Annotated in this window: 15 protein-coding genes; 1 reads left to right on the top strand and 14 read right to left on the bottom strand. The window is 42.2% G+C overall.

Annotation, left to right across the window (positions count from 1 at the left end; genetic code table 11):
- Positions 1 to 35 precede the first annotated feature (35 nt).
- The 14 genes from RIL182_RS06830 to RIL182_RS06765 form a co-directional block, all read right to left on the bottom strand.
- Positions 36 to 326 (bottom strand): hypothetical protein, encoded by a 291-nt coding sequence (locus RIL182_RS06830; RefSeq protein WP_006859378.1) that lies wholly within the window; start codon positions 324 to 326, stop codon positions 36 to 38.
- Positions 327 to 552: 226 nt separating this feature from the next.
- A complete protein-coding gene (locus RIL182_RS06825; protein ID WP_006859376.1) occupies positions 553 to 1,545 on the bottom strand; it encodes a hypothetical protein in 993 nt (330 codons plus the stop codon).
- A 216-nt stretch (positions 1,546 to 1,761) separates the two neighbouring features.
- Complete coding sequence (locus tag RIL182_RS06820; protein ID WP_006859375.1) at positions 1,762 to 3,867, bottom strand: type IA DNA topoisomerase; 2,106 nt, start codon at positions 3,865 to 3,867, stop codon at positions 1,762 to 1,764.
- Between the two features lie 2 nt (positions 3,868 to 3,869).
- The gene (locus RIL182_RS06815) at positions 3,870 to 5,456 is read right to left on the bottom strand and encodes a CD1107 family mobile element protein (RefSeq protein ID WP_006859374.1); all 1,587 of its coding nucleotides are present in this window, start codon (positions 5,454 to 5,456) and stop codon (positions 3,870 to 3,872) included.
- Positions 5,428 to 5,715: a hypothetical protein gene (locus tag RIL182_RS06810; RefSeq protein WP_006859373.1), complete on the bottom strand. Its 288-nt coding sequence runs from the start codon at positions 5,713 to 5,715 to the stop codon at positions 5,428 to 5,430. Before RIL182_RS06810 ends, RIL182_RS06815 begins: the two co-directional genes overlap by 29 nt.
- A 205-nt stretch (positions 5,716 to 5,920) precedes the next feature.
- On the bottom strand, positions 5,921 to 7,486 hold the full coding sequence (locus RIL182_RS06805; RefSeq protein ID WP_006859372.1) for an ATP-binding protein: 1,566 nt from the start codon (positions 7,484 to 7,486) through the stop codon (positions 5,921 to 5,923).
- Positions 7,487 to 7,679: 193 nt separating this feature from the next.
- A complete protein-coding gene (locus RIL182_RS06800) occupies positions 7,680 to 8,774 on the bottom strand; it encodes a DUF4238 domain-containing protein (RefSeq protein WP_006859371.1) in 1,095 nt (364 codons plus the stop codon).
- Positions 8,775 to 8,902: 128 nt separating this feature from the next.
- Positions 8,903 to 11,524 carry a CD1108 family mobile element protein gene (locus tag RIL182_RS06795; RefSeq protein WP_134523187.1) on the bottom strand — a complete coding sequence of 874 codons (2,622 nt, stop codon included), beginning with the start codon at positions 11,522 to 11,524 and terminating at the stop codon, positions 8,903 to 8,905.
- The gene (locus RIL182_RS06790) at positions 11,524 to 13,959 is read right to left on the bottom strand and encodes a VirB4-like conjugal transfer ATPase, CD1110 family (protein WP_118773021.1); all 2,436 of its coding nucleotides are present in this window, start codon (positions 13,957 to 13,959) and stop codon (positions 11,524 to 11,526) included. The genes RIL182_RS06795 and RIL182_RS06790 overlap by 1 nt, the downstream gene beginning before the upstream one ends.
- Positions 13,925 to 14,320: a PrgI family protein gene (locus tag RIL182_RS06785; RefSeq protein WP_006859720.1), complete on the bottom strand. Its 396-nt coding sequence runs from the start codon at positions 14,318 to 14,320 to the stop codon at positions 13,925 to 13,927. The genes RIL182_RS06790 and RIL182_RS06785 overlap by 35 nt, the downstream gene beginning before the upstream one ends.
- Before the next feature lie 12 nt (positions 14,321 to 14,332).
- Positions 14,333 to 15,205 (bottom strand): VirB6/TrbL-like conjugal transfer protein, CD1112 family, encoded by an 873-nt coding sequence (locus RIL182_RS06780; protein ID WP_006859719.1) that lies wholly within the window; start codon positions 15,203 to 15,205, stop codon positions 14,333 to 14,335.
- A gap of 3 nt (positions 15,206 to 15,208) precedes the next feature.
- Positions 15,209 to 15,277 carry a hypothetical protein gene (locus tag RIL182_RS22135; RefSeq protein ID WP_082241415.1) on the bottom strand — a complete coding sequence of 23 codons (69 nt, stop codon included), beginning with the start codon at positions 15,275 to 15,277 and terminating at the stop codon, positions 15,209 to 15,211.
- Positions 15,278 to 15,382: 105 nt separating this feature from the next.
- Positions 15,383 to 17,053, bottom strand: a complete 1,671-nt coding sequence (locus RIL182_RS06770) for a recombinase family protein (RefSeq protein ID WP_134523185.1) — start codon at positions 17,051 to 17,053, stop codon at positions 15,383 to 15,385.
- The gene (locus RIL182_RS06765) at positions 17,054 to 17,251 is read right to left on the bottom strand and encodes a hypothetical protein (RefSeq protein ID WP_009251541.1); all 198 of its coding nucleotides are present in this window, start codon (positions 17,249 to 17,251) and stop codon (positions 17,054 to 17,056) included.
- Between RIL182_RS06765 and RIL182_RS22040 the strand changes: the two genes are divergently transcribed.
- Positions 17,225 to 17,464, top strand: coding sequence for a hypothetical protein (locus RIL182_RS22040; protein WP_006859716.1), 240 nt, complete (start codon positions 17,225 to 17,227; stop codon positions 17,462 to 17,464). The genes RIL182_RS06765 and RIL182_RS22040 overlap by 27 nt on opposite strands.
- Positions 17,465 to 17,470 lie beyond the last annotated feature (6 nt).

The following is a 17,470-nucleotide window of genomic DNA, read 5'->3' as shown; positions in this document are numbered from 1 at the left end:
AAAATAACGGTGAGAAACCCACCGCCTTATGCGTCCTACTCTGCCTTTGTCCCAAAGGAAAAAGTTGCATTTTCCCTTGTTTTCGTTACCGTAAATTTTGCTTTTACATCTGCCACCCGTAACTCCAGCGTAGAGAACATGGCTTCCACCTGCTCCGGTGTGTATTCATAAGCTGATTTGTTGGCAAGATGCTCCAGTCTGCCAATCGCATCCATCGCCTTATTCATGCGGTACTCTCCAAGACGGATAAATTTCTCCGCTTTCGTTTCCTCCTGCTTACTGGTCACTTCTGTGTTGTCTGTTACATTTTCTACTGCTTCATTCATGTAGATTTCCTCCTGTTTTCTTTTATTTGCGTAAAAAAATAGAGCATATAGATTTCTATTCTATACGCTCTAACGCTGTTTACTATAAAATTATTAGTGATGTGAAAAAGGTAAATAAATTTATGGAAATGACCATAAATCTGAAGTTTTCACACTTTTTGTGGAACATAAATTGCATATCTCCAATACCAATATTTCTGTCCACTACTTCCTCAATACCCTATAATTAAATAACCTTTAATAATTTAATCAATCCGACATCTGTTCCATCTGTTTCTAAATATTTATTTACAACTGTTCTACTAATTCCTTTCCCATCAAATACCCTATAAAATGAATCTAACACTTTCTGGTTATCTATCCCTTTTATTACTTCTGGTTCTTTGCGTAATTCCTCTGTTCTTCTATACTTATGAATTTTAGCTTTCACTAAAGAAATACCAAATGCTTTCGCACAACATGCTCGATGATTACCATTTTCTATAATATATATTCCGTCATACTCCCCAACAGTTAAACAATCCGAATCATTGCCTTTAGTAGGACCAATAAATCGTCCTTCTTTCATCAACTCTATAGTTTTCATGCAATTATTGCACATCTTACATATATTTCTAACTTCTTCTGAATTAGCCGTAAGGCAATGCATTTCATACTCATCAAAAAATATATAATGATTTTCATATGTACATGTTGTAAATATACCCTCCTCCCTAAATACACCTTTCAAACTACATCTCGTTCCCTCACCGCCTGTTCGACAGGGAAAAAGTATCCTTTCAGTCGGTATTTCTAAGTATTCTGGCTCTTCTTTAACATATTCATATTCATACTGAAATTTTGCTTCATCTTTTCCTTGAAATTTTTTCTCATTTCCATATACTTTCTCTTGGTCGATAAAAAAAGAATAACTGTCTCTAATATTTTTGAATTGAATTGTAATAATCCTTTTTCCGAATTTTTCATTTAAAATCTTTGGAAGTAATTTTATTAACTGCGACTCTCCATTATATAAACATAAAACAGCTACTATGTTTTTTAACAAAACAGAACGCTTTAATTCAAACTTATAAAAAATACCAGGCAAAAATTCAACTTCTTTTCCCATGACATCTTCATGTGAATAAAAGCACTCAAAATCATTTTTTGTATATTCTGCATTTTGAAAATGCAATGTATAATCTCTTTTATTTGTTATAAATTCAAACACATTTTTCATACACTTATCCCCATTTCATCATACAGCAATTTAACTGTAAAGCTGCTCTTCTTGCATGTATAAATCTACTTCCCAATAATTCAAGTTATTGTAACTATATATTTCCGCAACATAACTTTACATTGCTATATCTATATAATTTAAATTTCACGCATAGGTGCATAGCACCTATGCAAAGAAATTATACCACTTTCACATCTGTCCCTCTACCAGATTTTATTTCTTCCTCTGTGGAAACTCCATCTTAACCTTATACTGTGAGCCTTTGATTTCCTTCCCGTCTTTCATATAGGAATAATCTTCAATCCCCTCCGGGATAAGATACGCATCATAGCTGCCTTTCTTCCCTTTCAGTCCTTTTACAAGAGTCTTTTTTCCCTCCAGCATACTTTTTATCTGACTATCGGAAAGTACGGCTCCCATTGCCCTTCCAACATTCATGCCGCATTTATTCTTACAGTAAGCTCCAAATTTTCCCTTTACCACTTCGCCACCACATTTCGGGCATTTGCCAAGTGCTTCCTGTGTCCCAGCTCCAAACATGGACTTCTGCTCCTCGCTGATGCTGTGGTAGGTCTGCACCAGATCACGCACCATGTTCTCAATACCATCCATAAATTCCTGCATGGAATATTCGCCCTTTGACACAAGGGTAAGAGCATTTTCCCAATCGGCAGTAAGTTTCGGGGACTTTACCACATCTGGAAGCACCGTAATCAGCTTCATGCCGTCCTTCGTCGGTATCATCTGCTTTTTCTCACGCTTCACGAAACCGTCTTTGACCAACTTCTCAATAATGTCTGCCCTGGTGGCAGGTGTGCCAAGACCTTTGCGCTCCACATCATCCCCCATATCCTCTGCTCCGGCCCGTTCCATTGCAGAGAGCAGAGAATCTTCCGTATAGTGTTTCGGTGGTACAGTGAAATGCTCACTTACCTTTGTTTCCTCCACCGGAATGTTCATTCCTTCGGAAGGCTCCGGCAGCTTCTTTTCCTTTTCATCGGCAGTATCCTTTTCCTCTGTTGTTTTATAGGAACGCTTAAACGCATCCTCAAAGTCCCTCCAGCCATTTCTCACAACCTCTTTTCCGGATACCTTAAAAATAATATCTCCGCAGCGAAGCTCCGCTTTTGTTGTGTTATAAATGTGCTTTTCCCCGGTGGCACACAGCAGACGGTTAGCACACAGGGATAAGATTTTCATTTCCGTTTCCGGCAATACTGTAAGGTCTGCCCTTGTTATCTCCATTGTGGGGATAATGGCATGGTGGTCTGTAACCTTCTTACTGTTTAACACCCGCTTAATATCCGGATGAAACATGATATTCTGTTCAAACAGAATGGAAGCAAAAATTGCATCAATCACACTTTTTGCAGTCTGCTCCATATCATCGGATAAATACTGGCTGTCCGTTCTCGGATAAGTACAGAGCTTCTTTTCATAAAGGCTCTGGGTATATTCCAATGTCTGCTTTGCGGTGAACCCAAATAATCGGTTGGCATCCCTCTGAAGCGTGGTAAGATCATAGAGCTTTGGCGGTGCCACGGATTTTTCTTCCTTTAATACTGATGTGACAAGTGCCTGACCACCTGCACAGATATTTGCAACATTCTCCGCTTCTGTTTTACTGTTTATCTTATCGGTGACGGCATCCACACCACCACCAATGATGTGTGCCATGTAATAGGCTTCCTTCTTAAAATTCATAATCTTTGTTTCCCGGTCAACCAGCATGGCAAGGGTAGGTGTCTGTACCCTGCCCACTTTCAAGACCTTGCCGCCATAAAGCACCGTAAAAAGTCTTGTACCGTTCAATCCCACAAGCCAGTCTGCCTGCTGTCTGCAAAGTGCCGATTCATACAAATGATCATAATCACTTCCCGGTTTCAATTCTGCAAAACCCTCCCGGATCGCACTTTCCTCCATAGACGAAATCCACAGACGCTTCATGGGCTTATTACAGCCTGCCATTTCATAAACCAGACGGAAGATAAGCTCTCCCTCCCGTCCGGCATCGGTAGCACATACCACACTGTCCACTCTCGCTTCATGCATCAGTTCCTTTAACACCCTGTACTGTGCTGCTGTATCCTTCTTTACTTCATGCTTCCATTGTTCCGGTATCATGGGAAGACTCTCATAGCTCCACTTTTTCCATGCATCAAAATAGGCATCCGGCTGTGCCAACTCAACCAAATGCCCTACACACCACGAAACAATGTATCCGTTTCCCTCCATATATCCGTCTTTTCTCTCATTCGCCCCGATTACGCCTGCAATGGACTGTGCCACGCTTGGCTTTTCCGCTATTACCAACTGCATCCTTACTCGTCCTCCTTCTCGTCAAAGAAATCATCTTCGGAAACTTCCTCCGATTCTTCTTCGTTTTCGTATTCTTCATCTTCTTCGTCCTCATCTTCATCCTCGATGAAGTCCTCTTTTTTCTTGCGTACTACCTTGAAATAATATGCTCCACCGATAAAGGCTACTGCAAGAACACCCATAAGCACATAGGAAACCATAGGATTCGGTTCCTCTGCCGCCTCCTGCTCCGGTTCTGTGGTTTCTGTGCTTTCCGTATTCTCCGTTTCCCCGGTATCTTCTGTTTCCTCATTCTGCTGAGCTTCTGTACCACTGTTATTGTTTGGCAGTGCGCTCTCCTCTGTCGGAATTGCAGACTCCAGTGCTGCTGAATTTTTCGGTAATGTCTCACTGTTATCGGAAGTTGTATTGAGAAGGTCATTTTCTGTTACTTCTGTAAGGAAATAAACCATTTCCTCCTCTCCGTCCCTGTCAATAATCAGGTAAAACACCTTATCCGATGCAGTCTGAATGGTATAAAATTCCTTGCCCTGCCCAGACTCCGCTTTTGTATCCTCTCCCTTTTCTGCAGCATCCGCTTCTGCCATCGCCTGCTTTTTCTGATCTGCCAGGCTGGTCTGTGAAGTAGTGTTGCCGTTACTGTCTGTAACTGTATGCTCTGTAACTGTTCCTGTGGCATTTCCTGGCTTGGTGGCTTCCGCACTGACCGGAAGCTGTTCTGCCGGATTTTCGTCACTGTCATCGGCAGGGTCTTTATAATATGGATTCTTTGTCTTGTAAACCTCAGACATATTTCCGGCATTGTCCATAGCGGAAATCGTAAAATACTCATATCCCGCATCAAACTGTTGCAGACGGATATTTAAGGTTCCGTTTGTCAGGTCTGTAAATTCATATCCATTCACATAGACTGCTTTTGCACCGGAATCCGTATCATGTACCTGTATGCTTAACAGTCCGTCGCTGACTGCCGCATTTAAGGTAGGTTTTGTCGTATCAAAGCATTTGATTGTCCTGCTTCTTTCATAGGTATTGCCCTTCTGGTCTGTGACAAGCACATATACGGTACAGTTCTCGGAAATCTCAAGTTTTCTGTCCTCAGTTACATCCATCCAGCTTCCATTCTGCCCGATTCTTGCCTGTATACTGGCAATCTCAAAATTGCCTGTGTGTGCCACATCAGATACAGAAATGCTGACTTTTGCAGTATCGTTGTACCAGTCATCCGGTTTGTTGATGTTTATGGTAACATTAGGCTTTTTATAAGCACATTTTTTGTAATCCCCGGCACATACCTCACAGGTATGGTCATAACCGTAAGAACTGCATTTATCCTCACAGGTACATACCGGCTCCGGCACATCATTCCCTGATACCGTACTCTCCGTTTCCGGCTCTGTACTGCTTTCCGTAGTGCTTTCTGTCTCCTGCTCTGTTGCTGTTTCACTCTCTCCAATGGAATCTTCGGCATGAACCTCCGTAGCATAATTTCCGTTCATGGCAAAGCCCACAGCAGGCATACAGAACAATACTGCTGATAACATAAGCGATAACACCGCTTTATAAGATAACTTCATTTTTTTCTTCATGGCATTCTGCCCCCTTTTCTGATTTCTGTAACTGTTCTTCCTGTTCCTTCTTCTTTAACAGATGCCGGATTTCTTCCTCGCTGACCTTATTCAGTAGAATCAGCCGTTCCAGAGAGATTTTATTTTTTTCAATGAATTTCATCTTCTCCGCATCCTCTGCCATCTGCAACTGCTCCTCCAAGTCCTTCTGTCTTGCCTGCAATCCTGCAAGCTGCTCACGGACTTTTGTAAGCTCCTTTTCAATTCTTTCCTTTGTCATTGTCCTCACTTCCTATTGTCCCTTTACAATTATGTTTGATAATAAATAAGCTAAAATTACAATTATATTTGATAAAACTTAACAATCAAAGGCATCACTTCCAATCCATTTTGGGTACAAAAAAGGATGCATCTGCTTTCACGGCTTTTGCATCCTTTCATTCTGAAAAATCATTCTTTATTCTGTTTTCTTATATAACATTGTCTTACTCACCATCAGGAATCGGATCCCATATTCCTTCCGTTTCAGCACGATTTCTGATATAAAGTCTCATGTCTTCAATCGACTGCCTCAACTCACTTTGAGTAAAGTGTGTGTTGCTATGGTTTTCTGGATGATGGATTTGATGTCTGACATATTCCGTCAAATCAAGGTTCCATGTCTTTGTGTTACCATTTTTCACATACAGATATGGTCTTTGCTGCCTTCCTGCTTTATAATCATTAAGCCATTGTTGAAATTCCAGAAAACCATACAACTCATTATGGTACTCTTCAGTTGCTTCTCCATATGCTGCATAATTCACTTCATTTAATGAAGGATACTGTAGAACTGCAGGTTCTACCGAGAGTACACGTTTTCCAACTTCATCTTCGAAAATTAGGCGAAGATTTTCAAAATCAAGTTCTTTTACAATAACAGGGCTATGTGTTGTAAGCAAAATCTGTGTATTGGCCGCTTGAGCCAGTTCCTTTAGCGCCTTTATCAACACTCGCTGGTTGTTGGAATGTTGGGAAGTTTCTGGTTCTTCAATTGCATAAATAATTCCAGTACTATCACCTTCGGCTGCCCTACGTTCAGCTTCTGCTCTGAAAAAATTCAGCAGAACAAGCCTCTTGACACCACTCCCCCTTTTATTGATAGGGATATCCTCATCACCTGAAATTGACACTGCCTTAAATACATCAGCCCATTTTAACTTGTCAGCGGTAGGGATAACCGGGTTTAAGCTGTTTGCAACAGCGGGATCCATTTCCCGTAACTTTTCCAACGTTCTGCTTGAAACTTCTTTCAGCTTTGTTTCTACAACCTCAGCTACAGAAGCCAAAGTTTGCTGTAATTCTTCATCATTGATGATTTGTTTAACAGCTTCCTTTAAAGGATCCTGAACTTCGCTATCTCCATCACTGTTTTTACGATCTGACTGGAATAGAGAGTACACGGGCATATAAGAGGAGAGTTTATCCCAGATTTTTTTTGCATCCTCCTTTGATACATCAATCTCCATATCCTGCAAATCAAGGCTCCCCTCGTAATGCTCCCATATGGCTCTCCGCATTGTAGTATTGATTCTCTGATTCTCACATTCTATACCCATACCTTTGATTATACTCTTAAGTTCTGCATTCTTCTTGAGAAGCAAATCTTTACAATCAGGGTTCATCGGATGTTTTGCATGGATAAATACAGAAGCTTTGCCACCATTTTTATATTTCTTTACGACTTCCAACAAACCATCCGCATTCAACATGTATTCATCAGCCAAGGTAGTCTGCACCGCAGAATCTATAATAATCGACTCTGGCAGTTCCGAGAAACATACAGATATCACAGTTTCACTATCACCATTTCGTGCCGCTTGAATATTCAGGTCAGACTTATCGATCTTAATTATTCCACCGCCATCATTGAAAAAAATATCCAACGCCTCAAGAATTGTAGATTTACCTATATCATTTCTGCCAACTAACACTGTAAGATTATCAAAGCGAATTATTGTTTCTTCCTTATAACTCCTAAAATTTTTTATCTTGATAGACTCAATCTTCATAACACGATTTTCTCCTGTTCTGGTATATTTTTTTGCTTTTTACTCGCCGTCACTTTCTCTCAAATCTTCTCCAGATTCATGTATTTACTATACGGACAGCATTTCGATAATATCTATAATTTGTCTTTGCTTCAAAGACATCTGACACTGTTTTTGTGCATTTGGTGGGAATTTGCTCATTCATAACAATCTATTAACTTTGAAGTTCAGACCTAATACTTTTTAATACATTTTCATCATTAGAAAAAACTTCTTTATAACAGTTTTTAGCAATTGCTAAATTCAGCTTTTTAACCTCATTTTCATCAGTCATATCCAAGCATATATTTTTTGCCTTGCCATACTTACTTCCCTTCGATGTTACGCACAATTTAATTGCGATTTTAGGCGAAATAGGATAATAAAATTCATTTTTTTCTAAAAATTCCATACCCGTAAGATTAACAACTGGAGTATCTGTTGTTACAAACGGAACATTCGTTTTGTTATCATACCGTTCAATCCATGTATGCATTTTAGTAGACACATTAACAGACATTGTCTCTACAAAAAAAATCATTAATGAGTTAGCATAAAAGTTTGAATTAGTATCTTTAATAGCTGGATACTGCAACTTTAGAGTTTCAAAATTTTTCACTTGAGTTTCATAAATTACTGGAGACCTCTGATGCTGCATAAAGAAAAATCTATGGAACTCATGCTTTAAATCTTCATCTTCTATATGCTCCATCGCTTTTAAAGTATCTACCATTAATTCAACATCACTTTTCTCTCTGCTACCCCAAAGAGCATTCATCACTTCATCATGCAATTCATCCAGTGCTACTTGTACAAGAGAATCTTTATAAAATGATAAATCTCCGGATATCATTTTATCCAAAAATTGATGTTTATTGTCTATATCTTCATATTGCCCCATTAATGTTTCTATAAAATCTCTCTCGGCATTGGCATCTCCCAGCAGTTCAGGATTTAATCCTAACGGCACAAGCTTATCTTTCTGAATATACGCTATAAGCTGTGAAACTACGCTTACATCAGCCTTAGAAAATCCTGTCATATCATAAAAGTATTTTCCAAACCCTACATTTTCCAAAAGTGCATATTCTATTTCTGGTTGATTACCTAAAACTTTTTTTCTATAAACATAAACTCTTCCAAATCTATCCTCACTTTCATTCCAGCGCTTTAAATAACCACGCCATACATAATGTTGCTTTTTTGTCGCCAATACAATCCCTCCCGCTTGATGTGATATCCATAGAGACACAATTTTAATATCAAACATTATTGTATCTTTTCTATTTTATCAACTTATTTGTAATTTTCTTTTACAGATATATTTTATTATATAATTGTATATTATCAATCTTTTTTGTAATTTTATCAATTATAATTGTCACTCTACACCTATGGTTAATTTAATCTTCCAAAACTGTAAAAATGGCTATGCCAGTATGATGTATTGATGTTTGCATACTTAATCGGATCGCCGCAGTGTATCATCACACCGTTTCCGCAGTAGATACCTACATGACTGACAGGACCCGGTGAATTATAAGTGCCTGTAAAAAAGATAATGTCCCCTGCCTTTGCATCTGCCGCCGAAACAGGAATACACTGGTCATAAATGCCCTGTGCTGTGGTTCGTGGCAAATCATGGACACCACTGTTGGTAAACACCCAGCACACGAATCCGGAACAGTCAAAACTCGTTGACGGGGACGAACCGCCCCATACATAAGGATAGCCCAAGTATTTTGCGGCTTCCTCCATAAGTGCCTGCACCGTTGCATCATCATAAGAATCCGGCGGTATTGCATTTCCTCCGCCACTTCCGCTTCCCGGTGCTTCTCCGTACAGTGTTCCTTCCCCGGCTTCAAAGTAAAATAACGGGTTATAATACTCCCCGTTATACAGACACTCGATATGAAGATGGCTTCCCGTACTGCTTCCGGTATTTCCTGTTGTTCCGATGACCGTCCCATGTGTGACAACCTGTCCTGTGCTGACACTTAACGTGTCCATATGTGCGTACTTGGTTATATAACCATCTTTTTCAATCACCACATAATTCCCGTAAGAAGCATCATAGGTGGCTGTTGTAACAGTACCATCCATAGATGCAAGAACCTGAGTACCTGTCGGTACTGCAATGTCCACACCACGGTGGAACTGCTCCTCTCCGGTAACCGGATTGATACGATAGCCATAATAGCTGCTCACATAGTTGTACCAGTACAAATCAAGTGGTGTATAAAACTGCTGGACAAGACCATGTGTTTCATTATAAAGAGCATATATTTCCTTCTGCTCCTCATTCATGTGTCCTGCCACAACCACATTCAAATCCACAGCTGTCAGTGTTACATCAAGTATGGTTACGGTATATTCTTCTTCCTCCTCATACTCATATTCTTCCTCTGTTTCTTCTCCTGTTACCGGGTCTGTCACGGTTCTGGTTCCTGTCTTTGTTACTGTCCGAGTCCTTGTTTCCGTTGTCGGCGTTAAGGTCAGCTCATACATCTCGTCAAACAGGCTTTCCACCTCGCTCTGTACCTCTGCCGCCGTAAATTCCGTATGAACTGCCGACAAATAACTAATCAAAGCAAACGGGTCATGCCCGATAGCATCCAGATTGTAGCGGTATTCGTCATAATCCGGATAATCTGTTTCTATGGCATTAATTTCTTTCTGCAATTCCATTTCCAGTTCAGAAAAAGCTAAATCTGCTGCATCAATCTCTGCCGGAACACTCATGTAACTGCCTGCCATCGTGGTACTCATACCCTCCGAAAACATTGCACCACAGGAGGATATGCAGGTCATAATCATAATCAGCAGTAAAGCAAAAACGCCTATGGTAACAAGCAGTCCAGCGTGTTTTGCTGCAAGTTCCTGCACTTTTTTTGCAACTGTTGTTGTAAAACTGGCTGTCTTTGCTGCCGCTTCCTTTGTATTCTTTGCTGCCTGTCCAGCCCTCCTTGCTTTTGCATACTCACGCTTAATCCGCTGTTTCTGCAAACGCCTCTGCATTTGCTTCTTTAAGGTCTTTTCCTGCATTTGGGGATTTTCCTCAAGAAATTTCTGATAACGGAAATTGACCTCTTTCTGAAATTGCTTCTTCTCCAGCTTTTTCACTTTCTCATGCTGGCGCTGTAATCGGCTCTTATGGTGCCGTTTTACAAAATGATACACATCCTCGGCTTTCTGCTCCGTCTTGTGTGCGCCCTCTACTCCGGAATTTTGTTTTTCCACCTCAGCTACCTTGCCATGCGTAAAGTTGGAAACCTCTGCACCCGCCCTGCCTGTTATTACTTTCACGGGATTGTCCGGCTTAAACTGCTTTTCCTTTTTATCCGCAGTCAGAACATATTTCGCTCTGCCTGTCTTTTCATCATAAACACGCTCAAGGGAATACTCTGTTTTCTTCGGAATCTTCTTTCTTGCCGCTTCTGTTTTTCTCCCGGCTTTTTCTGCCTTTTTCTGAAGCCTGTCTAACTTTTCGCTTCCTTCAAACTCTGTCCTTTCACTCTCCGTAAAAGTGCTGTCCTTTGTCTGAAAGTCATGCTCAAAATCAGAAGTCCTGTTTCTCTGCCTGTCCTGATATTCCCGCCTGCGATATTTCCTCTTTTTTTCGGATTGGTGGTAAGTATTCCTGCGGTGGTAATCATCCTGTGGCTGGCTTTTCTCCTGCCCAGAAACATTCTCCTCAGTAAAAGCATTATTTTCCTGTGAAAAATCACTTTTCTGATTATTACTTGTATCCGTATTCCCGGACTGCTGGTCACTCTGTCCAAAGGTATCCTCTTTCCGGTACTGACCTGTCTTTCGCTTATTTTGTCCAGACTTTTGTTTCTGTTCCGACCTCTGGACATCATGTCCAGAAGTTCTATTTTCATCTCTCGGCTGATTTGTGCCGGAACATTTTTCTTTTCCCTTATGAGTGGTATTAGCTCCCTTTGCAGAACTTCCATTCACAAAAGTACTTTCATCCTTTGCAAATACAGCCGCCTGCTTCTTCTTTCTCTCTGCCACTAATTATTTTCCTCCTGCCTTACACTTTCCTCCGGTTTGGTATTCATAATCGCATAGGTCTTGGTATCTGTCGGATATTTATCCACGAATGGAATTACCACGTTGTCAAACAGGATAAGACCGGAACCCGGCTCTGAATTAGTCACATGGGCAAGCTGCTTTTCCGACAACCCCAGCTTATCTGCAAGGATTGTCTGATCCTTTGCGTTCTGATTTAACAGATACACAAAATCAGAGTTACCAAGAATACCCTCGATTTCCTCCGATTTTAGGAAGTCACCCACATTCTGCGTCAGACCTGTGGGAATACCGCCCCACTTTCTGAAACGCTTCCAGATTTCCACAGAATAAATGGCTGTCTGCCTTTCCTTTAAGAGCAGGTGGAACTCATCACAGTAATAGCGGGTAGCAATCTTTCTTTCCCTGTTCTGCGATACCCTGTTCCATACCGCATCCTGCACGATTAACATTCCAAGCTCTTTTAACTGGTTTCCCAAGTCCCTGATGTCAAAACACATAATGCGGTTCTTACTGTCTACATTGGTACGGTGGTTAAAATAATTCTGAGAACCATGCACATACAGCACAAGGCTATTGGCAATACGTTCTGCCTTGCTGTTCTTATGCTCCAGAAGGGCATTATACAAATCTTCAAGGATTGGCATGTTCTCCGGCACCGGATTTTCAAAATAAGCATCGTAGATATGACGGATACACTCGTCAATGATACCCTTCTCATCATTTTCCAGACCGTCCTTTCCTCCGGCAATCAGATCACAGAGGGTAATGATAAAATCACTCTTTAATTTCAGTGCTTCTTTATCATTCTTATGACTTAACTGGATATCCATCGGGTTTAAGTAATCCTTTGAATTGGTGGCAAGTCTTACCACCTGTCCATGCAAGGCTCCCACAAGGGCAAAATACTCTCCCTCCGGATCACAGATAATCACATCATCCCTTGTCATCAAAAAGCAGGATAAAATCTCACGCTTTGCACTGAACGATTTACCCGAACCAGGTGTACCAAGTATGACTCCATTCGGTGTACGAAGCCTTTTTCTGTCTGCCATAATCATGTTGTTTGACAAGGCATTCAGTCCATAATAAATTGCCGGGGCAGGCATGAATAACTCCTGCGTACAGAACGGCACCAAAATAGCGGTACTCTTTGTGGTAAGCACCCTCTCAATACCCGTATCATTACAGCCAATCGGTGCAGATGCCATAAGGCCCTGCTCCTGCAAATACTGCATACATCTCAAATTGCAGTTTGCCTGCTGGATAATGCCAGATACTCTCTGAATCAGATTTTCAAGCTCCCTCTTGTTTCTGCCGTAACAGGTAATGAGAAAAGTCATCTTGATAATCTTCTGGTTGCTTGTATTCAGGTCATCCAAAAGCTCCAGCGTGTCCTTCTCGTAAGTGATAATGTCCGTTGGCAGAATATCCATGTCATAGCCGGAACGTACCGCTTTTTTCTGCTCCTCAATCTTCATTTTCTGGATATTGGTCAGAGCCGCCTTTAACATCTTGATTGCCTTTACCGGGTCCATTGTCTGCATGTGCATGGTAACGGTTAAGTTATCATCAATGTCAAGGAGCTTCTTTAACAGCTCGTCATTGAACCTCGGTGCAATAATGTCCAGATAGTGGACGCAGCCGTACAGCTTTCCCGCCTTAAAACGGCTCGGATAACGGAAATCAAAGCCCGGCGGTGCAATATAATCCTTTACACTCTTTCCCGACTCTGACAGTTCCTGAAATGAAAAACGGAAAGGTTCCATTGTATCCTGGTTGAAATATTCATGCAGGATACGCAGTCTTTCCTTTCCGTCGAGGCTTCTTGCGTGTGTGCCAAGATTCAAAAAATTTTTAATCACATCAGCTTCAATATTATTCAGCTTTGATTTTGCTTCTTTAAAGCCCTTGCACTCCGTACCAAAAATAAGGTACTTTGATTTAATTATGCCGTTGTTGCCCTTTGCAGCCTGCTTCTTTAACATCTCCGAATATTCCTCCCGGATATCATCAAAATCATCTCCCTGCAAAGGAATGTCAAACTGGTCTATTAAAGTCTGTTCGTTTACCTGTCTGTTAAACAGAAATAGCTGGAACTTAATAGACGGGTCAAAATAATTGATAAATTTACTGTACTCCTCCAGAATCTCTCCCTGATCCTCTATCTCAAGAAGGTCATAGTTGATATCGAAAAACTCCACCATTTTCGTGTAATAGGTGGAAGTCACCTGACAGATGCCGTCACGGAACATCTTTTTAAAAGTAATCGTATTCTGTGCCGTGGTTGGCTTTTCCTGCTTTTTGTCATTTCCTGCAAGAGTACGTTTCAGCTCTGCAAGCCTTCTCTTTTCTGAAAAATTCAAGCCCGCTTTTACAGGTTTACCTTGTTGTTTTGCCTGCGGCTTTTTCTTCAAGATAACGCACCTCCTTCTCTATTTTCTCCCGTTTCTCCAACTGCCTGTAAATGTTTTCGGATTTATAGGGACGTATTTCCGGTGTCAGTATTTTCTGCCGTATCATAAAGTACAGAATCTTCTCAGCCGGAAAGCCGTCCTTTTCATACATTGCCAGAAAGAAAAATGGCAGCATGACTGCCACCATGAGCAGTGCGGATGCCTGTGTGCCGATTGCCCCTTTTGTGAAAATATAAAGGGGGATACCCACTACACCCGCACCACCAAAGCAGATTAACTGGCGTTTTGTCAGATTCATCGCCACCTTTGTCTTGATGCCGCTTAAATCTTTTGGCACTGCTACTGATATTGCCATAATCATTTTCCTTTCCCACTAATGTGCATTAAGTATTGATTTTGCAAGGGAGCCTGTCTTAAATAAGCTGAAGCACAAAATGACTGTGTAGGCTGCCACTGACCATAATGCCGTATGAAGGTTGGAAGCAACCGCCACACTTGACACCAGTACAGAGTAAATGCCTACGCACACCATGATGAAAAATCCCTGAAATGCCAGAGCACACAGTCCCTTGATGTAATTGTTGCCGATACTGCCCCATTCCCGGTTGCTTAGTGTCGCAAACGGAACCGGAGCCACTGAAATATAAAGGTATATCTCTATCATTCGTCCGTACAGAACGACGGTGATTAAAACGGACATGATTTTCATACATAAGCTGACAATCATGGTTTCAATTCCAAGCCCTATCAGTTCGCCTATTCCCATAGTGGAAAGCTGATCATTAAACATGGTCTGTAACGTGGATGACACATCAAGGCTCGTAGAGCCGGTAATGACACCCGATGCACTGGTCACGATATGGTTTCCCACATCAAAGATTGCCATTGTAATGTCAAACGTCTTGCTGAGCAACATTACTGCAACACATGCTTTGATGAGGTAGCGGAAGAAAAACTCACTCCCCATCTCGTGCATGTTGTTTTTATCCATTACCATCGTAATCAGCTCATAGCAGAGTATGGCGCTGATAATCATTCCTGCTATGGGAATCATGACATTATCTGAAAGGTTTCGGATCATGGAAAAAATGCCTGCGTTCCATGAGCTGGGTGTCTGCCCGACTTCCCCTGCGATAGAACCTACCTTCGTATTTACGTCGGTTAACATCGTTTCAAGGTTGTCAAGCACCCACCCCTGCAGCATTTCCTTTATAAATTCAGTGATTTTGTCAATGATTGTTCCCATGAATTATGAGAACAGACTTGTAAGCTGTGGAATCACCGTCTGAGCCACAATAACGATACCTCCGCCTGCCATGAGCTGTTTTATCCCCAATTAGGTGTAAAACTCTGCTCGATGGCGGGCGGCGGCGTACAAAAAATCTATATGGTATTTTTAAGAGAACCGTCCCGGCGGGACAGGTCAGGCAGTGACCTGTTCCACCTCCGGGATGGGTTTGAGATTAAAATGAATTTCGATAGAAATGTGTCTTGTTTTATTTTCGTCAATGCGCTCATGCACGACGATTTCTTTGATTAAGCGGTTGAGGGTGGCTGCGTCCAGCTCTGTGATGTTGGCGTATTCCTGAATGGCTTCCACCCATTGTTTTGCGTCATTGGCAAGCTGGACTTCATCGGACAGCCGCTTCCTGCCCTCGGACACTTTTGTTTTAAGCTCCGTCTGCTCGGTCTGTGTCCTTTCCAGCATGGTGTTGAAGTTCTGCTCACTGATACGCCCTGCAATCATATCCTCATAAAGCCGCATTACCATTTTGTCCAGAACCTCAATCCGTTCCTCGTCCCTTGTAAGGGAGCGTTCCATTGCTTCCCGCTGTTCCCGCTGCTCGGCTTCACAGGTATTGGTCAGGCGGTCGGCAACCGCTTCCCCGTCCATCAGGGCAGCTCTGGCACATTCCCGTATTTTCCGCAGCACATGGCTGTAAAGGGTGTTATAATCAATCCGGTGCTGGGTGCAGTGGTTCTTTCCAAAGGCATTGTAGGTCTTGCAGGAGTATATCCGCTGGGGATGTTTTGCGTTTGTGTAGCGTATCGTCAGCGACTTCCCACACTCGCCGCATTTTAGCAGTCCGGCAAACAGGCTGATTTCATTGGTCTGCCCCGGACGCTGGCGGGATTTCAGCTTGTTCTGCACAATGTCAAAACTCATGCGGTCAATCAGCGGTTCATGCTGTCCCTCCACCACAATCCAGTCCTCCGGCTTCTTTTCCCCAATCGTGCCGATTTTGAAGCGGTAGTCTTTTTTCTGGGAAGCAATCGCCCCGGTGTAGACGGGATTCATCAAAAGGTCTTTGATAACGGAGAAGTCCCACATATACCGCCCGTTTTCCGGGTCTTTCTTTTCCCATTTGGTGCGGGTATTGCGAAGCCCCCGTTCCCGATTCCACCATGTGGGGCAGGGGATTTTTTCTTCCTCCAGCCGTCTGCGGATATAGTTCGGACCATGACCGTTCAGGGCATATCCGAAAATCAGCCGCACAATCGGGGCGGTTTCCTCGTCAATGAGCAGATGGTTTTTGTCCTCCGGGTCTTTCCGATACCCAAACGGGGCAAGACACCCGGTAAACTGTCCTTTCTGCGCTTTCAGAAGATAAGAGGAATGGACTTTCTTGGAAATATCCTTGCTGTACATCTCGTTCAGGATATTTTTGAACGGGGCGATGTCGTTGTTATCCCGCAGGGTGTCGATACCATCATTCATGGCGATATAGCGGACACCGTTTCTTGGGAAAAAGTCCTCAATCAAATGCCCGGTTTGCAGATAGTTCCGCCCCAGTCGGCTGAGGTCTTTCGTGATAACAAGGTTGATTTGCCTTCGCTCAATGGCTCTCAACATCCTCTGTAAATCAGGACGCTCCATGTTAAGACCTGTGAAGCCATCGTCCTGATAGACTGCCACAACCTCCCATCCCTGCTTTTCGCAGTATTTTTCCAGCATATCACGCTGGTTTGCGATACTGGCACTTTCGCCTTGCAGGTCATCGTCCTTTGACAGCCTGCAATAGACCGCCGCACGATAGCCCCCGGCAAGTGCCTTTCCGATTGTTCTGTATTCCATTTCGTTCATCATAGCCATTTACCCACACAATCCAGACGGTATCTGGCTCTTTTGAACCTCATCTTCATTATAGCCCATATCTTTCTTTTTAGCAAGATATTCTTTCGTATTTATCTTTCCGTATTTCTGGGAAATCAGGCTGACGAACACATCAGTGGCGTCCAGTTCTCCGTCAAACACAGTAGTCACATGAATCTCTGTTTTGTTTTTCGCCATAGGCAGTTATCCTCCATACATGAAAATAGCCAGACAGAGGGTGTCGGCAACGAAGTCCGGCAACGGGCTTCAAAAGACCTTGCAAACAATCTCAATCTGGCACTACTTACTATTTATACTTTTCTTTTATTTTTCTGTTGTTTTGGTTGTTATAAGGGAGAAAAGCCCGGAAATAAGGGATTTTCCCCGGCAACCGGCTCGGCAACGGGATAGCAACAG

This window comes from Roseburia intestinalis L1-82 (assembly GCF_900537995.1).
Lineage (GTDB): Bacteria > Bacillota > Clostridia > Lachnospirales > Lachnospiraceae > Roseburia > Roseburia intestinalis.
The sequence above is the reverse complement of the archived record's forward strand: the minus strand, read 5'-3'. Positions and strand labels throughout refer to the sequence as shown.